General features: G+C 70.2%; 15 protein-coding genes. All 15 read right to left on the minus strand.

Going from position 1 to position 17,200, the window contains the following annotated elements:
- Positions 1–3: 3 nt before the first annotated feature.
- A complete protein-coding gene (locus ACFC06_RS07435) occupies positions 4–1,500 on the minus strand; it encodes an SCO6880 family protein (RefSeq protein WP_375928834.1) in 1,497 nt (498 codons plus the stop codon).
- A complete protein-coding gene (locus ACFC06_RS07440; RefSeq protein WP_375928836.1) occupies positions 1,497–2,942 on the minus strand; it encodes a hypothetical protein in 1,446 nt (481 codons plus the stop codon). Before ACFC06_RS07440 ends, ACFC06_RS07435 begins: the two co-directional genes overlap by 4 nt.
- A 71-nt stretch (positions 2,943–3,013) precedes the next feature.
- Positions 3,014–3,829 carry a hypothetical protein gene (locus tag ACFC06_RS07445; protein WP_375928838.1) on the minus strand — a complete coding sequence of 272 codons (816 nt, stop codon included), beginning with the start codon at positions 3,827–3,829 and terminating at the stop codon, positions 3,014–3,016.
- Positions 3,826–4,419 (minus strand): hypothetical protein, encoded by a 594-nt coding sequence (locus tag ACFC06_RS07450; RefSeq protein WP_375928840.1) that lies wholly within the window; start codon positions 4,417–4,419, stop codon positions 3,826–3,828. Before ACFC06_RS07450 ends, ACFC06_RS07445 begins: the two co-directional genes overlap by 4 nt.
- A gap of 11 nt (positions 4,420–4,430) precedes the next feature.
- A complete protein-coding gene (locus tag ACFC06_RS07455; protein WP_336084088.1) occupies positions 4,431–4,685 on the minus strand; it encodes a hypothetical protein in 255 nt (84 codons plus the stop codon).
- Entirely contained in the window at positions 4,682–4,978 is a 297-nt protein-coding gene (locus ACFC06_RS07460; RefSeq protein WP_022566424.1) for a hypothetical protein, read from the minus strand. The genes ACFC06_RS07455 and ACFC06_RS07460 overlap by 4 nt, the downstream gene beginning before the upstream one ends.
- 94 nt (positions 4,979–5,072) lie before the next feature.
- A complete protein-coding gene (locus ACFC06_RS07465; RefSeq protein ID WP_375928843.1) occupies positions 5,073–5,705 on the minus strand; it encodes a hypothetical protein in 633 nt (210 codons plus the stop codon).
- Between the two features lie 8 nt (positions 5,706–5,713).
- Positions 5,714–6,568 (minus strand): MinD/ParA family protein, encoded by an 855-nt coding sequence (locus tag ACFC06_RS07470; RefSeq protein WP_375928845.1) that lies wholly within the window; start codon positions 6,566–6,568, stop codon positions 5,714–5,716.
- A gap of 9 nt (positions 6,569–6,577) precedes the next feature.
- Positions 6,578–7,804, minus strand: coding sequence for a hypothetical protein (locus ACFC06_RS07475; RefSeq protein WP_375928847.1), 1,227 nt, complete (start codon positions 7,802–7,804; stop codon positions 6,578–6,580).
- A 56-nt stretch (positions 7,805–7,860) separates the two neighbouring features.
- Positions 7,861–9,462, minus strand: coding sequence for a cutinase family protein (locus ACFC06_RS07480; RefSeq protein WP_375928849.1), 1,602 nt, complete (start codon positions 9,460–9,462; stop codon positions 7,861–7,863).
- Between the two features lie 249 nt (positions 9,463–9,711).
- A complete protein-coding gene (locus tag ACFC06_RS07485) occupies positions 9,712–12,075 on the minus strand; it encodes a RelA/SpoT family protein (protein WP_375928851.1) in 2,364 nt (787 codons plus the stop codon).
- Between the two features lie 229 nt (positions 12,076–12,304).
- On the minus strand, positions 12,305–12,928 hold the full coding sequence (locus tag ACFC06_RS07490; RefSeq protein WP_375928853.1) for an NUDIX hydrolase: 624 nt from the start codon (positions 12,926–12,928) through the stop codon (positions 12,305–12,307).
- Between the two features lie 106 nt (positions 12,929–13,034).
- Complete coding sequence (locus ACFC06_RS07495; RefSeq protein ID WP_375928855.1) at positions 13,035–14,378, minus strand: adenylosuccinate synthetase; 1,344 nt, start codon at positions 14,376–14,378, stop codon at positions 13,035–13,037.
- Positions 14,368–15,327, minus strand: coding sequence for a hypothetical protein (locus tag ACFC06_RS07500; protein WP_375928857.1), 960 nt, complete (start codon positions 15,325–15,327; stop codon positions 14,368–14,370). The genes ACFC06_RS07495 and ACFC06_RS07500 overlap by 11 nt, the downstream gene beginning before the upstream one ends.
- A 108-nt stretch (positions 15,328–15,435) precedes the next feature.
- Positions 15,436–17,013: an ABC-F family ATP-binding cassette domain-containing protein gene (locus ACFC06_RS07505; protein WP_375928859.1), complete on the minus strand. Its 1,578-nt coding sequence runs from the start codon at positions 17,011–17,013 to the stop codon at positions 15,436–15,438.
- Positions 17,014–17,200: the final 187 nt, after the last annotated feature.

Below are 17,200 nucleotides of genomic sequence, written 5' to 3' on the forward strand. Positions count from 1 at the left end.
GCCTCACCCCGCCAATGCCTTCGGAATGGTCGCGTGCTCGGGCAGGATCACGCCGCATCCCAGGGAGGCCGCGAATGCCGCGGCCTGGTATCGGTAGCAGCGCCGGATCTTGAGCCGGGCCTGCGTGGAGAGGTCGCGGGTGATGGCCTCGATGCGCGGCAGATCGCCCCGCAGCGGCTCGGTGATCGTCACCAGCGCGCCGAAGCGGGTCACACCGTGCCCGCGGGCCTGTTCCTCACGAGCCTGCTGGGTCGCGCCGACCCGCAGTGTCGCGGCCGCCGAGACGACGCCGCGCTCACTCTGCTGCGCCACGAGCGCGTTCTTGAAGTCGTCGTCGACGATCTCGGCGGCGTCGGCGGCCGAGTGCGGCCGGTAGACGATTGCGATGCGCTTGCGCGGCACTTCGGGATTGGGCGCGAGCAGCCGCTGCAGCACCCGCTCGTCGACCGCGCCCTCGGGCGCCGCATCCATCTCCCAGGTCACCGAGCGGCCACCGTCGTGGATCAGGTGATCCCACTTCTCGTCGTGCGAGACCGGGCCCGCGTCGTCCCAGCCCAGCCCGTGCCCGCCCGGGTCCGCCGCGGCGACCTCGAGATCGGCCTGGGCGGCCGGGTCGTAGCTGCGCCGGATGAAGGAGATGACCTCCTCGGCCGACATCGGCTGGGCGCGCACGCCTGCCTCGGCCAGCGCCGCGCAGATGCCGGGCAGCCTGCGCCCGATCTCCACGGCCTCCTCGGCCGGGTTCTTGCGGCGCTCGGCGGTGGTGGCCTTGAACGTGATCGCCACCCGCGGCAGCAACTGCACCCGCTCCTGCGGCAGTTCGGTGGCCAGCTCGTACATCACCTGCTGGGCCAGATCCGGTGCCTCCGGGCGGGTGATCGTGGAGACCTCGTTGAGCAGCCGGTTACCGGTCTCGGGCACGGTATCGATCACCGGCACCACCGCGACGATGTCGCTGGTCTGCCCGACCGAGGCGAGGAAGGTGCCCCAGGCCGCGACCCAGCGATCGATCACCGGCTGGTCGACCGCCTCGTGGCCCTGCGGCCAGGCGCGCAGCACCACCGTGTACTGGGCGAAGGCGGGCAGGTGGATCATCCCGAAGTGGTAGCCGCCGGCGTCGATGCCTTCGTAGAGCTTCGACGGAGCGAGCAGCCCTGGCAGTTTCGTGACACCGCCGGGGATCCGGGAGAACCGGCCGCCGCGGTACACGTGCTCGCCGTTCTTGCGCGAGCGCATCCAGTTGAACATCATCAGTCCCGTCTCGTAGCCCGAGCGGCCCCCCGTCCGCCACACCAGCGGCACCATCACCAGCGCGCCGAGGCCGCCGACGATGAAACCCCATTTGAATCCGCCGACCATCGCGCAGATCAGCGCCGTGATCACCACGACGAAACCGATCACGGTCTCTTCCCAGCGCAGGCCGAAAAGGCCCGCGCTGCGCGGTTTCTGCCACAACCCGTACGAGCGGCGCTCGTAGGTGTCGGTCACCGAGGTCGTCATCGCGGAATCGTGCTCCTGCCGAGGTCGGGTGCGCGGTTGGCCCAGCGGTCACCGGCGACGTCGCCCATCGCCTGATCGGCCCGGGTGGTACCGCCCGCCGCCGCGCGCGCGGCGGCCATGTTGCGGGCCGCCCCCGAGGGCACCGACCCCGAACTCGGTGACGCGGCCGCCGTCCCGCCGCCGCCACCGCGCGGTGGTGGTGTCGGCCGTGGCGCGCCACCGCCGGTGCCGCCGGCGCCACCCGGGCGCGGTCCACCGCCGGAACCGGCGAAGTACCCGGCCGAGCCCGGCGCCGCGGCGGGCCGGGAGGCGACCGCCTTGGTGCCGATCGCGCCGAGCGCCATGGCGCCCACCGCGGTACCACCGGCCACCATCAGACCGGAACCGCCCGTGCCGACCGTGGCGACCGCGGGGGCCACCAACCGCATCAGCGCGGGCAGCACGAAGGCCACGCTGCACAGCAGCACCAGGGCCACCAGCATCCGCTGGGCGTCCTCACCGCTGGGCAGCCCACCGGAGGAGGTGGTCTCGTCGGTGTGACCCGCGGTGGTGAACGCGATCATGTAGACGATCGCCGCGACCGGCTTGAACAGCATGAACGCGATGATCCAGCCGACCAGTTTCTGATACGACTGCTTACCGGTCCCGGTCGCCGACGCCGCCGCCGCCAGCGGCAGCACGCCCGCGGCCACCACCAGCAGACCCTGCCGCACGATGGCCAGCACGATCTGCGCGAGCGCGCCCAGCAGGCCGACGATCGCGATGATCAGCACCAGACCGGGCGAGAACGCCTGCAGCTTGCTGGTTTTCACCATCAGCTCGGCCATGTTCTTGGCGTTGCCGCCGGTGGCGTCCTGGATGATCCACTCGGAGAACTTGTCCGAGGCCCTGGTGCCCGCCACGATCACCGCGCCCAGCATCCACGAACTGAACACCACCCTGGCGAAGAGCCGGAAGGATTCGGCGGCCTCGCTGACCGCCGCCCCGCGTCTGGCCTCGGCCAGGCGGCCACCGGTGATGATCACCGAGGCGATCAAGAGCAATATCTGGATCTGATAGGTGTAGTCGTTGATCTTGGTGAACAGGGCGCCGGAATCACTCACCGCCTCGTTGGGCACCTTCATCCAGAAGGTCAGCGCCAGGATCAGTGCCTCACCGAGGCCCTTCATCAGCGAATCGACCACCTTGCCGAAGGTGGAGTCCCACGCCTTGTCCTTGACCGCGTTGGCGGCCTCACCCGGATGCGAGGCGGCGTTGCCCGCCTTGCAGACCGCCGAGGCCGCGTCACCGAGGGAGATCCCCGGGATGGCGACGCTGTCGAGGGTGTCGTGCAATTCGTTGCACGCCTGGTCGAATCCGTAGTCCTCGCCCATAGCGACCGTCGGCGTCGCGATCATCACGGTGAAGACCACCGCGAGAATCGTGAAGATCCGCCTCAGCATTGGCTTCAGCATTGTTGGCACCCCTCGATGGTCCGCAGGGAATCGATCCGGGCTGTGCTGCACATCGATGCTCACCATGTCGTCCACCCCGCCAGCGATTCCACATATTCGGTCTGGGTGTTGGTCGTGGCCGACGGCTTGAGCCGCCAGTCCCCCTGGTCCCACACCACGATCATCCGCATGGCCGCGTAGAACTGTTTCCCGTCGAGGACCGGACCGCGCGAGGCCAGCCGCACGATCGCCATGTCGTCGGCGTAGTCGTCGATCTTGAACGCGTCCGTGGCCACGAAGTAGCGGGTCACCGTCTCGGGCTGCTGTTCGGGCAGCCGGTCGGCGGCCAGCGCGCTGTCGTAGGCCGCCAGCTGCGCCGTGCTCACCCGCACCTGCTTCACATACAGATCCCGGTCCGCGGGCCGGGCGTTGAGCCGGTAGGTGATCTGCGCGGCGGCCAGCGCGGCGCCCTGCGGGGTGCGCGCGTAGCCGACGGCGAGCCCGTTCTCGATCCGGGTCGGCCCGTCGGAGGTGGAGAACGGCACCGACGCGCCGTAGACACGCTGCCAGCCGTGCGGCTTCTTGGTGCCTTCCGGCGCGGCGGTCAGCCAATCCGGGTCCGCCGGTGTACGTTGCGTTCCCGGCACCTGGGCCAGCGGCTGGCCCGCCGGGTTGTTCGGGACATCCACACGCCTGCCCAGCACGTCGACATCCGGATCGGCGAAACCGGTGCCACCGGCGGCCTGGGCGGGCGGCGGGGCGCTGCTGGTCTCGTCGTCACCGCCGCTGGTGAAGTACACCAGCGCACCGACGACGAGGATCAACGCGAGCAGGGCACCGGAAGCGATCATGCCGAAGGACGCGCGGTCGCGCGTGCCCGGCTCCTTCACGCTCACTGTGGTGCCTCCAATCTCACGATGTCGGGGGGTAATTCGTCGATCACATCGACCGGTCGTTCGCCTGCCTGCGGGTCGGGTAACCGCAACCGCCAGTCTCCCCCGTACCAGCCGACCGTGGTGTGGCTGACGACGCGGGAGCGGTCGGCGTACTCGGTGTAGACCTCGACGCTGGACTGCTCGTCGCGGTATTCGGTGATTTTGTAACCCAACAATCTCGGTGCGTATCCGGGCGCGGCGGGCCCGGTGATCGAGAGCCGGACCCGGTTGATCGCCCACTCGTCGCGCGCCGGTCCCGGCATCAGTTCGCGGTTCACCACGGTGGCCCACTGGGTGTCCGGCGCGAGGCCCAGCCGCAGTGTGTGGGTCAGTGCGGCCAGGCCCGCCCCGCGTGGGGAGTGCTCGAAACCCGTGGCGGCGCCGTCGCTCACCGATGCGGGGCCCTGGTCGGTGTGCGGCAGGGACACACCCTGGTATCCCTCCCAGCGCACACCGGTCGGCGCCGCGGACAGCTCGCTGCCCGCCTCGCCACCGCCGCAACCCACGGTCGCGGCGAGCAGCGCGATACCGACCGCGACCGGCCGTGTCATAACTCTCCCCCTCACGCCGGCAGGAACGCCAGCGCGATCGCGGAGGCGGTACTGGCGACCGCGGCTCCGATCAGACTCATCAGCACGCCGTGGGAGGCGTCGTTGACGGCCAGGTCGCTGCGGAACGCGATCCACAACCGACCCGCCGACAGGATCATCCAGGCCAGGCAGGACAGCAGGACGAACCAGAGCAGCCAGTTGAGCAGCTGCGTCATCGGCGCCAGCACCTCGGCCGGGAGTTGCTTGTAGGCGAGCACAGTGATCACGTACCGATGACCGCGTTCATGATGGTGCCCGCGCTGGTCGCGACGACACCGCCGATCATGGCGCCCGCCACCATCTTCGGCGACTCGAGGCCGCCGCCGGTCCAGCGCTCCCAGGCGAACTTGCCGCCCGCGTAGGTGATCCCGCAGATGCCCGACAGCAGCACGAACCAGGTCAGGTACCGGACCAGCTGCAGGATCTTCTCCGACCCGGGAGGAGCTTCCGGCGTCGGATTACCCACCTGGGCCAGGACGGTGCCGTACGTGTCCTGCACGGCGAGGAGGATCATGCTCATCGGGTGCCTTTCTCCCACTGTAAAGGTGTTGTGCCACAAACACTTCGACGCCGACACACGTTTGTACACCACCGGCGGCCCGATCGCCCGGCGTTCACGATCGCTCCTCCCCCGGCTCGGGAGTGCCGATGCTGGCGCGGATCGCGGCCACCAGATCGACACCGAGTTCACCGATCTCGAGCGGTACTTCGTCGAGCGGGTCCACCCGCCGTTTCTTGACCGACACGCTGTCGCCCGGTGACCAGACCGGCAGCGCCTCGGACTCGACCAGGGTCCATTCCTCGAACCACGGCACCTGCCACACGCGCCCGGCCAGCGAACCGACCACGTCGCGGTAACGCCGGATCTCCGGCGGCACCCGTCCCGGCCGCGCGGCCACCGTGATCAGGCCGAGCATCAGTGAGGGCCCGGCCAGGTTCGCGTGGTGCTGGCGCAGCAGGTCGTGAGCGCGGGTCAGGCCCGAGATCGTCTCGCGCGCAACGAGGACGACGTAGGGCGACTCGCGGTCGAACACGCCGGGCCACCGCCCCTTGGCGTCGGCGGCGGGGGCCAGCACGTGGGCGAGGGTGGTGGCACCGGCGCCGCCGTGCACCCCCAGCAGCCACACCAGCGGCGCCCGGCCCACCCCGGGCACCGGTCGCTCCCAGATCGGCGCGCGCAGCGATTCGGGCGGCGCGACGACACCGATTCCGGGGGCAGCCGGTTCACGACGACGACGAAGATTCATAGCGGCCGTCATGATGCCATCCCGGCGAGCAAGCTCCCATACGCTGCGCGGGTCGCCTCGGCGAGTTCGCCGTGCCGGACCAGCTCGCCGCGCGCCAGATGCGGGTCGTAGGGAATCTCGACGACCTCGCGCACCCAACCGGACAGATGTTCGCGCAAATGCTCGGCAACGCGCGAGTCGTCGTGTGAATACTGGTGCGAGACAACGATGGTGGTGTCGGCCACGACACCGGCGCCGTCGTCGCCGTAGTGGTCGTCGAGCCATTCCAGGGTGACCCGCAGCCGGTTGGCCGCGTCCACGCGGGCCGGAATCGCCAGCACGAGCGCGATATCGGCGTCGTCGAGCAGCGGACGCAGTTGCCGACCGGCAATCGGATTGCCGCCGTCGTACACCGCCGTGTACCCGCCGGTGTCGAGCGCACGCGCGACAGTGAGATATGTCGCGCGCCGGCGCAGCGGGGTGGCATCGCGCCAGAGCAGCCCGAAGCCGGAGGTCGAGCGCGACAGGCAGTCCTCGAGCGGGGCCGGTTCGTCACCGCCACGGCCGTAGACCCAGGACTGCAGGTTCACCGGATGCAGGTGCTTGTCGGCCCCGCGCAGCGCCAGATCGCTGCCCGCCGCGGTGGCGTCGACGGCCACCGTCGCCGCGCCGGTGCCGGCCAGTTCGCCTGCCAGGCCCAGCGTCGTCGTGGTCGTGCCCGCGCCGCCGCAGCCGCCGACCACCAGGATCGGCCTGCGGGCACCCTCGGAACGATCTCCGGTCCTGCGCCGCAACCGCACCACCGGAGCCGGATCACGCGCCGCGTCGCCCGACGGTTCCCCCTCGGGGGCCTCGTCGAGCCAACGGCTCCAGTCGTCTGTCATCGCTTCTCCTTACCCTGCCGCGATGCCCGTGATGAGCGTGCGCTCGCCGACCAGCGCGGTCCGCACCGATTGCTTGGTGTAGGTGGCCGGGGCGCCCGCCGGACGGAACTCGGTGACCTCCACGGTGAACCGGTCGTCGGCGACCGTGGTGATCCGCACGCAGTGCGTGGTCCCGACCGGGATGGTGTCGATCCCGCGCTGGATGACGGCGGCGGGCGCGACCTCGGCGTCGGGGGTGACCACGGCCCTGGCCTCGGTGCCCGATCGGGTCACGTAGTAGGCGTACTGGAAGGCGAGCACGACATCGGGGCCCGAGTCGGTGCCACCGGCCTCGGCGCTGCGCACCACGCTGCCGGTGCGTTCGGTCGGGCACGCACCGAGCGGATCGTCGGCGGTGAGGCTGCCCGCGGTGAAGTGCAGCGGCGCGGCGTGCTGGGCCGCGTCGCCGTCGCCGCGCCCGAACAGCAGGAACAGCACGCCGGTGGCGGCGAGCACGAGGATCAGCACCGACAGCGCCAGCACCAGCCAGGTCCGGTTGCGGGCACGGGTGGCGCGCAGCGACCCCGACGGGGCCAGGACATGGGCCTCGTCGTAGTCGTCGGCCGCGGCCTCTGGCCACGGGAACTGGACGAGTTCGGCGTCGTAGTCGTCCTCGGGACCGGGAGCGACCCAGTCCGACCAGCCGCCGGTGAATTCGCTGCGGCGCGCGCCCAGTTCGGTGGGCGGTTGCGGCGCGGGTTCCGGCGCGGGGCGGTACGGCGGCACGTCCTGGTCGCGGAAGTCGCGCTCCGGGTAGCCGACGGCGCGGCGGGCCAGATCGTCGGCGTTCTCCGGGAAGCCCGCGGGTCGATCCCGTGCCGGAACGTTTTCGGCGCGCTCGGTCGGCGCCGGTTCCGCCGCGACGGCGTGCCCTGTGGCAGCGGGTTCCACGGTGTGGTGGTCCGACGCGGCAGCGTCGGTTCCGTCGTCTGCCGGGTCGTGGTCCGCGGCCCGCACGGTGTCGAGCGTGGGTTTCCGGGGGGCGTCGCGGCCGGAATCAGCGTCGGCCGTGGGCTCGTCGAGCTCGGCGGAGGGATCATCGGACGGGACGCGCGCGGGGCGCTGCGAATATCGCGCGGGGCCTTCGTCGGCGTCGGCCGCCGGTTCGGCGGTGCCCCCACGCGCGGGGCCGGCCGGGTCGGATTCCGGCTCCAGCGCCGAATACCAGCGCGACAGTTCGTTGTACGACTTCAACATTCCCCCCTTTCCGCGTCGCCGGGCACATGGATTCGCATCGAAGAACCTCTCGGTGATCAGTTCACAGAGAACGGACGGGTAGTCGTGGGTGCAGTGGGTGTCGCGGCAGGCGGAGTCGACGCGCCGCCGGATGAGGCGCCATCGGCTCCTGTCCCGAACGGAAATTGTCCCCCACCCGGCGCCGCGGGTCTCGTAGACGCGCCGGTCGGACTGGTGAATATTCCCGGCGCGCCGCGATCGGAGCCGCCGACCGGCACCGCACCGGCACCCGAGGTGTCCGCCGCGTCGCGGGCCACCGCCGCGAACCAGCTTGCCACGTACCGGGTGGGTGGCGCACCGTCGGCGCCGACGGCCATCCGCGAGTATCCGTCGTGGCGCTGCAACGTATTCCAGTACCGCACCAGCGTGGTGACGTCGAGCAGTTCCCGATGATCGGTGATGGTGCGCTGCACCTCGCCGAACGCCTCGCTCACCAGCCGCGCGCCGGTGGTCGGCGCCACCAGTTCCGGCACCGCGCCCGCCAGTTTCGTGCCGAGCAGGGTGAGCCCGGCCAGCGGGTTCGACAGGGTGGCGGTCGCCAGCTCGGCGATATTCGCCGGGGTCAGCACCGATTTCACCGCGGTGGCCACCGCCTGGATGCCGAGCGTCCCGAGTTTCAGCAGCGCCTGATACGACGCGTCGACGTCGAGGGTGCTGCGCGGGTCGGCGGCGTCGGCGATGCGCTGCGCGATCGAGGTGCCCGGCGACAGCGACACATCGGCGAGGCTGCTGCCGGTGATGTCGGAGTTCACCACGGTCGTCGCGGTTTTGATCGAGGTGTAGGCCAGCGCGTCGGCGATGGAGACCAGCGAGCCGATCGGGTCGCCGCCGGAGAGTTTCACCTGGCTGATCAGGTTGGTGACCGCGCGCACCAGCGGCGTGCCCTGGGGCGCGTCGCAGGCGAGATCGCCGGTGGCGCAGAAGCTCGCGACACGCCCGGTGAGCTGACCGAAATCGGAAGCCTGATCACTGCTCGGGCCGAGGCCGCCACCGGGTGCCGCGGCCTGGCGGACCTCGCCGAGCGTGGCCAGTGCCGCGCCCGAGGTGTCCGGCGCCGCGGCGGGCACCTTGCGCCCCGGGGCGCCGGGGAACAGCGGGGCGTTCGCGGCGCGGGTGGGGTCGGCGAACAGCGCGACGGCGGCGAGTTTCCCGGCGGGCAGCACGCCGGTGCCGGAGCCGATCTCCTGGGCGAACAGCGAGGCCACATGGGCGCCTTGGGAATACCCGACCACCGCGAGGCGGGTGTCCGGGCAGCGCTGCACGACCTGGGTGGCCATCGCGCGCAGTCGCTGCAGACCGCCGTCCACGGATTCTGTGTACGGCACCGCACCGCCGGGGACGGCACCGCCGAAACCCGCCTCGTAGGGGACGTAGGCCCGGTCGACGAGGCCGGCCTCACCCGCCTCGGCCAGCAGCGGGCGGAAGACCGTGGACAGCATTCCGGTGTCGGTACTGGGGGCCGCATCCGGTGACGATTCGCCGGTGCCCTGGATTCCCAAGGCGTACAGTGCCGGACACGCGGAGATCGAGACCTGCGTCGACGGCGCGGCGGGAGTAATGTCCTGCGCGTGCGCGGTAGCTGTCGACACCGTCACCGAAGCGACGGTGAACGCGATCATCGCCACCGTGAGTCGTGTCGTGCACCGAGCCATATCGATCCGCATCACAGTCCGTTTCGGCTGACCAGTGGAACGTTGAAACGCAGTAAACCGTAACAGATTCCGGTCAACCCAACTGCTGCCCAAACGGGCCCTTTCACTGCCTCGGCAAACCCCTTCGACGCCAGCAAATCTCTGGCGAAACACCGTCGTGCCCCGGACACGAGGCGGCCGGGGCATTCTCGCGAATGCCCGGGCCGGGATCGGGGGTCAGGCCGCGGAGGTCACGCGGTAGACGTCGTACACGCCTTCGACATTGCGCACCACGTTGAGCAGGTGCCCGAGGTGCTTGGGATCGCCCATCTCGAAGGTGAACTTGCTGATCGCGACCCGGTCGCCGTGGGTGGCCACCGACGCGGACAGGATGTTGACCTTCTCGTCGGCGAGCACCTTGGTGACGTCGGAGAGCAGGCGGGTGCGATCGAGGGCCTCGATCTGGATGGCCACCAGGAACACCGACGACGGCGAGGGCGCCCATTCCACGTCGATGATCCGCTCGGACTGCTCCTGCAACGATCCGGCATTGGTGCAGTCGGTGCGGTGCACGCTCACCGCACCGCCCCGGGTGACGAAACCCATGATCTCGTCGCCGGGCACCGGCGTGCAGCACTTGGCCAGCTTGGCGACCGTGCCGGGCGCCCCGGGAATGAGCACGCCCGCGTCGCCGGTGACCCGCTGACGCGCGGGCGTCGTCGACGGTGTCGACCGTTCGGCGAGCTCGTTCTCCACGTCACCGATGCCGCCGAGCTGGGCCATCAGCCGCTGCACGACGTGATGCGCCGAGACCTGGTGCTCGCCGACGGCGGTGTAGAGGGTGGAGATGTCGGTGTAGTGCAGTTCGTGGGCGACGGCGGTCATCGCGTCGACGCTCATCAGCCGCTGCAACGGCAGGCCGACCCGGCGGACCTCCTTGGAGATCTGCTCCTTGCCGCTCTCGAGGGCTTCCTCGCGCCGCTCCTTGGCAAACCACTGGCGAATCTTGGCCTTGGCCCGCGGCGAGACGACGAAGTTCTGCCAGTCACGGCTGGGCCCGGCGTTCTGCGCCTTCGAGGTGAACACCTCGACGACCTCGCCGTTCTCCAGCTGCCGTTCCAGCGCGACCAGCCTGCCGTTGACCCTGGCGCCGATGCACTTGTGCCCGACCTCGGTGTGCACCGCGTAGGCGAAGTCGACCGGGGTGGACTTCTGCGGCAGCGTGATCACATCACCCTTGGGCGTGAACACGAAGATCTCCGGCGACTTCAGGTCGAAGCGCAGCGACTCCAGGAACTCCGCCGGGTCGGCGGCTTCCCGCTGCCAGTCGAGCAGCTGACGCATCCAGGCCATGTCGTCGACCTCGGCGGCGTCACCGGAGTGCTTGCCCTTGGTCTCCTTGTAGCGCCAGTGCGCGGCGATGCCGAACTCGGCGGTGCGGTGCATGTCCTGGGTGCGGATCTGCACCTCGAGTGGCTTACCGTCGGGACCGACGACGGTCGTGTGCAGCGACTGGTAGACGCCGTAGCGCGGCTGGGCGATGTAGTCCTTGAACCGCCCGGCCATCGGCTGCCACAGCGAGTGCACCACGCCGACCGCCGCGTAGCAGTCGCGGACCTCGTCGCACAGGATGCGCATGCCGACCAGGTCGTGGATGTCGTCGAAGTCCTTGCCCTTGACGATCATCTTCTGATAGATCGACCAGTAGTGCTTGGGACGGCCCTCGACGATGGCGTTGATCCGCGAGGCCGCCAGCGTGTTGACGATCTCGGCGCGCACCTTGGCCAGGTAGGTGTCGCGCGAGGGCGCGCGGTCGGCGACCAGGCGCACGATCTCGTCGTACTTCTTGGGGTGCAGGATCGCGAAGGCGAGGTCCTCGAGCTCCCATTTGACCGTGGCCATACCCAGGCGGTGCGCCAGCGGCGCGATCACCTCGAGGGTCTCCTTGGCCTTCTTGGCCTGCTTCTCCGGCGGCAGGAAGCGCATGGTGCGCATGTTGTGCAACCGGTCGGCGACCTTGATCACCAGCACGCGCGGGTCGCGGGCCATGGCGATGATCATCTTGCGGATGGTCTCGGCCTCGGCGGCCGCGCCCAGGTTGACCTTGTCCAGCTTGGTGACGCCGTCGACGAGGTGGGCGACCTCCTGGCCGAACTCCTCCTTGAGCTGGTCCAGGGAGTAGCCGGTGTCCTCGACGGTGTCGTGCAGCAGCGCCGCGACCAGCGTGGTGGTGTCCATGCCGAGTTCGGCGAGGATGTTGGCCACCGCCAGGGGGTGGGTGATGTACGGGTCGCCGGACTTGCGGAACTGTTTGGCGTGGCGCTCGTCGGCCACGTCGAAGGCGCGCTGCAGCAGGGCCAGGTTGGCCTTCGGGTACAGCTCGCGGTGCACCGTCGCCAGCGGCTCGAGCACCGGCTTGACCGCGGCGATGCCGCGCTGACCGGTCATCCGGCGGGCCAGCCGGGCGCGGACCCGGCGCGAGGCCGAGCTGGGGACCGCGGCGGTCGGGGATTGCTTGGCGGGGGTCGCCGGGGCGCCGTCGTTCCGCGGGGCGCCGGTGGACTCCTGCCCAACCTTCGCCTCGCCGAGTTGTCGAGTCATGCCACCGCCTCTCACGCTGCATTCGGACCTGTCGGCCGAGTGCTGCAACCGCCCGGACCACCAACTTTAGTCCCCGGACCGACCTGGTGTTCGAATCCCCGGGGTCACAGGCCTGCGACGGTAGTGCGTCGGCGACGATGCCGCACACCTTCACCCCGCACCGCCTCCCGGCATCGGCGCGGAAACAGCTTTCCACCTGCGATGATGCCGGACATCGAGCGAACCGCGCTCAGTCCTGGGCGAACGCCCAGACAACGGCCGGACGCCCCGTCGCCTTCACCCGTCGCCGCTCCCCCGTGCGTTCGAGGCCGGGGATGGCCGCGAGGGTGCGGTTGAGGTTGGCCGGATCGGGGCGGGCGCCGTGCAGCGCGGTGGCCAATTCGACCGCGCGGGTGGCCGGGAATTCGGCACCGGTGAGGGCGCGGGTGAGGCGCTGGTCCTTCCACAGCATGCCCGCCAGCAGGTCGCGGCTGGTCTCGACGATGCGGTTGTGGTCGAAGGCCAGCGGGGGCACCTCGTCGAAACCGACCCATTCGGCCGGGCCCGCGTGCTCGGCGACGACGGCCCACATGGCGATCGACAGGGTCGGGCCGCGCGGGTCGCGGTGCGGTTCGTCGAAGGTGACGAGCTGGCCGACCGCGCCGATCGCGGATTCCGGGACGCCCAGTTTGGTGTGCACGGCCCGGCGGGCGGCGTCGGCGAGGCGTTCACCGCGGCCGAGCAGCACGCCGGGCAGCGCGAGTTCGCCGGTGAACGGCTCGAACTCGCGGGGGGCGACGCCGATGCGCACGGTGCTGTCGGCCTCCCAGCAGCGCAGCGTCACCACATCGATCGACACCACGGATTGCTCCACGTCGCTCCTTCTCGGGTCGGCGGCCGGAACCGCGCGGTCGGCGATCCCCGCTCGATTCTTACCTCCCCCCAACCACTTCGCTCACGTGGCTCCCGAACCCGCGTCCTCACCGCACGGCGGCAGGCCGCGATTCGGTGCTCCGTGGCCCGGTCGCGGGATCACGCCCGCCGGGCACAGCCGAGGACGACGCGTCCGGGAACACGCCCGCGACACCGCGGTGGGCGATCCGGTCGCGGCGATCGGGTCCGTGGCCGGTCAGCACCACCGGCACCCCCAACCGCTCGCCGAGCCAGGTGGCCGGATCGCCGTCGATCGGGGTGAGAATCGGCCGCGCGGTCCCGAGCTGGTCGGTGAGCCGCTGTTGATGGTCCAGGTCACGCCACCGACCGGGCGCGACCTCGGTGATCAGCCCCACGAGGGTCTCGTAACCCGTTGCCACACGGAGTGTTCCGGGCATGTCGAGGTGATTGACCACCAACCCGTCGATCCCCCCGCACACCGCGACGGCGTAGCGCAGCAGGATCGGGTCGAGGTGCCCCTGCCGGAACGCGCCCTGGTACGGCCCGGTCCCGTTGTGCGGTTCCGGGTACCCCAGCGCGGCCTCCGTCGGCAACGGACCGGCGCCGTGACGTGTCATATAGGTGCGGGTGACGCCCAGGATCCGCGCGCTCCCACCGAGTCCGGCGATCATCGCGCGGGCATTGCGGGGTTCCACCGTCGACCAGGTGGTGTGCGGATGGAATCCGCGCCACTCGTCCAGCAGCACCCCTTGCGCACCCTCGAAGACCAGCCGGCCCCGGCGCGCGGCCCGGGCGAGCTCATCGGGACCCGAGATCCGCACCGCCGCCGCGAAATCGCGGTACATCGCCACCAGCGCGTCGATCGGCTCGTGCCCGTGCGCGCTGGGCCCGATCAGTTGCTCGTAGTGGGCCGCGAGCCGGTCCAGCTTGGCCCGCAGCACTGCCGGAGTGCGGCAGTCGGCCACGGTCGGCGCGTCGTGTTCCAGGGCGTACCAAGCCGTTTCGCCGATCCCACGACCGCAGGAACCGTGCCGCGAGGAACCCCTCGCGTCCTCGCGGGCACGGTTGGCGGCGATGTGGATCGGTGTGGTGAGCAACGCCCGGCCGTCGATGGCGAGCAGGCCCAGCGGGTCGCGCACGCCCAGCGCGGCCAGCTGCTCGGATTCGGCGGCCAGCGCGATCGGTTCGACCAGCACGTGCTCGGACAGCACCGTCGGCACCCCGGCGAAGGTGCCCGAGCCGAACTGGGCGAAGGTGTGATGGCGTCCCTCGGCGACCACATTGTGCGCGGCCTGCGCACCGCCGTTGAACCGCACGACCGCCGCCACCCCCAGCGCGGCGGCGGGCGAGCAGAGCCAGTCGACGGTCGCGCCCTTGCCCGCGTCACCGAAGCCCAGATCGACGACGACCAGGTGCGGTTCACCGCTCATCGCGGCCTCCGGGCGGCAGCGCCCGCAGCCCCCGGCCCGGCCGGGTACCGAGCGCGCGACCCACCGCGTCGGCCTCTCCCGCCGACCCGACATCGCGCAGATCGGCCAGCCCCGTATCGAGGTCGATCCGGTCCTCTCCCAGCCCGATGGTCAGCGCGATCAGTTCGCACACCGCGGCCGGATCGTCGAGCTTCAGGAAGTTCTGCCCGAGCAGTGCGCGCCAGTGCTCGGCGATCTCCGGATCCCGGTAGTACGAGGACTGATTCGGCAGGATGTAGTACACATTCCAGCGCTCGGCCAGCTCGCGATAGATCGACTCCACCGACACATCGCGACGCACGTGATCGCCGACCACCGCGCGGATGTGCCGGGCGGCCAGCCGCGGCTTGTTCAGCTCGTCGCCGATCAGGAACAGGTACCCGCGCTTGCCGCGCTTGTCCCAGGCGTCGGTGGCCACGTGCTGGGCGAGGAAATAGGCGGCCAGTTCGTAGCTTTCGGACTTCTGCCCGCCGCCTCCGCCTTCGAGCAGGATGGCGCGCAGCTGTTCGTCCATCCGGTTGTCGGATTCGAACTGCCCCACCTGCAGCGGCACCCGATCGGTGTCGGCGTCGCCGATCGCGCCGAACAGGATCTGCGGGTCCTCGGCATAGCCCCTATTCTTCAGCAGCCCGTGCAGCTTGCCGAGTTTGTCCTGCATGATCCGCGGCACCGTGCCCATCGAGCCGGTGACGTCGAACAGCACCGCCACCGGCAGCGAGTTCCCGTGCTCGGCCGAGTCCCGGCATTCGCGCACGTCCACCCCGAACGGGTCGAGAAGCGGGTGCGCGCACCAGGTCTCGTAGGACTTGGCCCGCATCTCGGCGGTGTAGCCGAAGTCGTCCATGCCCCGCCGTGCGCGATAGGTCTTCCCCGCCCGGTACGCCGTGTCGTCCCAGTGTCCGTACCCCATGTGAACCACTCTCCCTCTCGTTCGCTTGTTTTAGTCTAATCGACCATAACTTCGGGCGTCAAGAGGTAGCGGTGAGCCCGGCATCGTTGCCGATGCCGGGCCCGCCCGCTATTCGACCAGTCCGTCGGGTGTCAGTTCGAGGGTGCGGGTCACCCCGATGTCGTCGAGGAACCGCGCGTCGTGGCTGACCACGATCAGCGCGCCCTCGAATCCGGCCAGCGCCTGGGTCAGGTGGGCCAGGCTGGGCAGGTCGAGATTGTTGGTCGGCTCGTCGAGCATGAGCAGCTTCGGCGCGGGTTCGGCCAGCAGCAGGGTCGCCAGCGCGGCCCGCAACCGCTCACCACCGGACAGGGCCGACGCGGCCCGGTCGGCATCGGCGCCACGGAACAGGAAGCGCGCCAGCTGAGCCCGGATCTGTTCGGCACCGGCGTGCGGGGCCGCCGCGGCGACATTGTCGAAGACCGTGCGGTCCTCGTCGAACACGTCCAGACGCTGCGGCAGCAGCCGCCACGCCACCTTCGGCTCCTCCTCGACGATCCGGCGCAGCAGGGTGGTCTTGCCCGCCCCGTTGCGGCCGGTCAGCGCGATCCGCTCCGGCCCACTCACCCGCAGGTCCACCACCGGTCCATTGGCCAGCTCGGCCTGCTCCAGCGTGATCACCTCCTGCCCCGGATACAGCCGGGTCCCGGGCAACCGCACCCGGATCTCGCGATCCGCCCGCACCAATTCCTCGGCGTGATCGAGGGTTTCACGCGCGGAGTCCAGCTTCTCGATGTGCGAGGTGCGCAGTTTGCCCGCCGAGACCTCGGCGGCGTTCTTGCGCAGCCCCGCGACGATCTTCGGCACCCGCTTGTTGTCCTGCTGTTTCTGCGCGAACCGGGCACGGCGATCCAGCTTGGTGCGCGCCTCGACCAGTTCGCGCGCCTGTTTGCGCACATCGCTGCGGGCGTCGCGCACCGCGGCCCTGGCGGCCTCCTGCTCCTGCTCGACGATTCGTTCGTATTCGCTGAAATTGCCTCCGAAGGAACGGATCTCCCCGGCGCGGAGTTCGGCGATGCCGTCCATCCGGTCCAGGAGTTCGCGGTCGTGGCTGACCACGATCACCGTGCCGGCGAACTGGCGGATCACCTCGTAGAGCCTGCCGCGCGCGGCGGTGTCGAGATTGTTGGTGGGTTCGTCGAGCAGCAGCACATCGGGTTCGCGCAGCAGTTCGGCGACCAGCCCGAGCAGCACGGTCTCGCCACCCGAGAGTGTCTCGACGGTGCGGTCCAGGTCGGCGACCGACCCCGCGACATAGTCCAAGCCGAGCTTGCCGAGCAGCGCCACGGCCTCGTCCTCGACCTGCCAGCCGGTGCCGACGGTGTCGAAGTCCTCGGGGGTGCCCTCGCCGCTCTCGATGCGGTGCAGCGCGGCCCGCACCTCGGCGATGCCGAGTACCGCGTCCACCCGGTGCCCGGTCTGCATGCCCAGGTCCTGCCGCAGATAGCCGAGGTCACCAGGGACGGTGACCGACCCGCGAAGGGGCTTCAGTTCACCGCTGATCAGCCGCAGCAGCGTGGACTTCCCGACACCGTTGGCGCCGACGAGACCGATCTGGCCGGGGCCGAGGGTGGCGTCGAGCCCGTCGAACACGACGGTGCCGTCCGGCCAGTGAAAAGTGAGATCGGAAAAAGAAAGAGTGCCCATGCGGATCCCCTCGAGGTGCGGCGGAAAACGCGGTGCGCAGAATGCGGACCGCCCGATAGCGCAACCTCAAGAAATCAACGCAGCTCCGATCGCCGGGAACAGGACCACTCATTGATAACACGCGCCACCCGCGCACGCCAACCCCTTTTCCCCGGCGGCGTGAGCGCGCTCACGGCAACTCCCGACG

The organism is Nocardia sp. NPDC056064, from assembly GCF_042266925.1.
In the GTDB taxonomy this organism is placed as follows: domain Bacteria; phylum Actinomycetota; class Actinomycetes; order Mycobacteriales; family Mycobacteriaceae; genus Nocardia.

Excerpts from the sequence above, each read along its gene's own strand:
- ACFC06_RS07435 (WP_375928834.1), bottom strand. The coding sequence starts at position 1,500 with ATGACGACCTCGGTGACCGACACCTACGAGCGCCGCTCGTACGGGTTG.
- ACFC06_RS07470 (WP_375928845.1), bottom strand. The coding sequence starts at position 6,568 with ATGACAGACGACTGGAGCCGTTGGCTCGACGAGGCCCCCGAGGGGGAA.
- ACFC06_RS07485 (WP_375928851.1), bottom strand. The coding sequence starts at position 12,075 with ATGACTCGACAACTCGGCGAGGCGAAGGTTGGGCAGGAGTCCACCGGC.
- ACFC06_RS07505 (WP_375928859.1), bottom strand. The coding sequence starts at position 17,013 with ATGGGCACTCTTTCTTTTTCCGATCTCACTTTTCACTGGCCGGACGGC.
- ACFC06_RS07460 (WP_022566424.1), bottom strand. The coding sequence starts at position 4,978 with ATGAGCATGATCCTCCTCGCCGTGCAGGACACGTACGGCACCGTCCTG.
- ACFC06_RS07480 (WP_375928849.1), bottom strand. The coding sequence starts at position 9,462 with ATGATCGCGTTCACCGTCGCTTCGGTGACGGTGTCGACAGCTACCGCG.
- ACFC06_RS07500 (WP_375928857.1), bottom strand. The coding sequence starts at position 15,327 with ATGGGGTACGGACACTGGGACGACACGGCGTACCGGGCGGGGAAGACC.
- ACFC06_RS07440 (WP_375928836.1), bottom strand. The coding sequence starts at position 2,942 with ATGCTGAGGCGGATCTTCACGATTCTCGCGGTGGTCTTCACCGTGATG.
- ACFC06_RS07475 (WP_375928847.1), bottom strand. The coding sequence starts at position 7,804 with ATGTTGAAGTCGTACAACGAACTGTCGCGCTGGTATTCGGCGCTGGAG.
- ACFC06_RS07465 (WP_375928843.1), bottom strand. The coding sequence starts at position 5,705 with ATGAATCTTCGTCGTCGTCGTGAACCGGCTGCCCCCGGAATCGGTGTC.
- ACFC06_RS07450 (WP_375928840.1), bottom strand. The coding sequence starts at position 4,419 with ATGACACGGCCGGTCGCGGTCGGTATCGCGCTGCTCGCCGCGACCGTG.
- ACFC06_RS07495 (WP_375928855.1), bottom strand. The coding sequence starts at position 14,378 with ATGAGCGGTGAACCGCACCTGGTCGTCGTCGATCTGGGCTTCGGTGAC.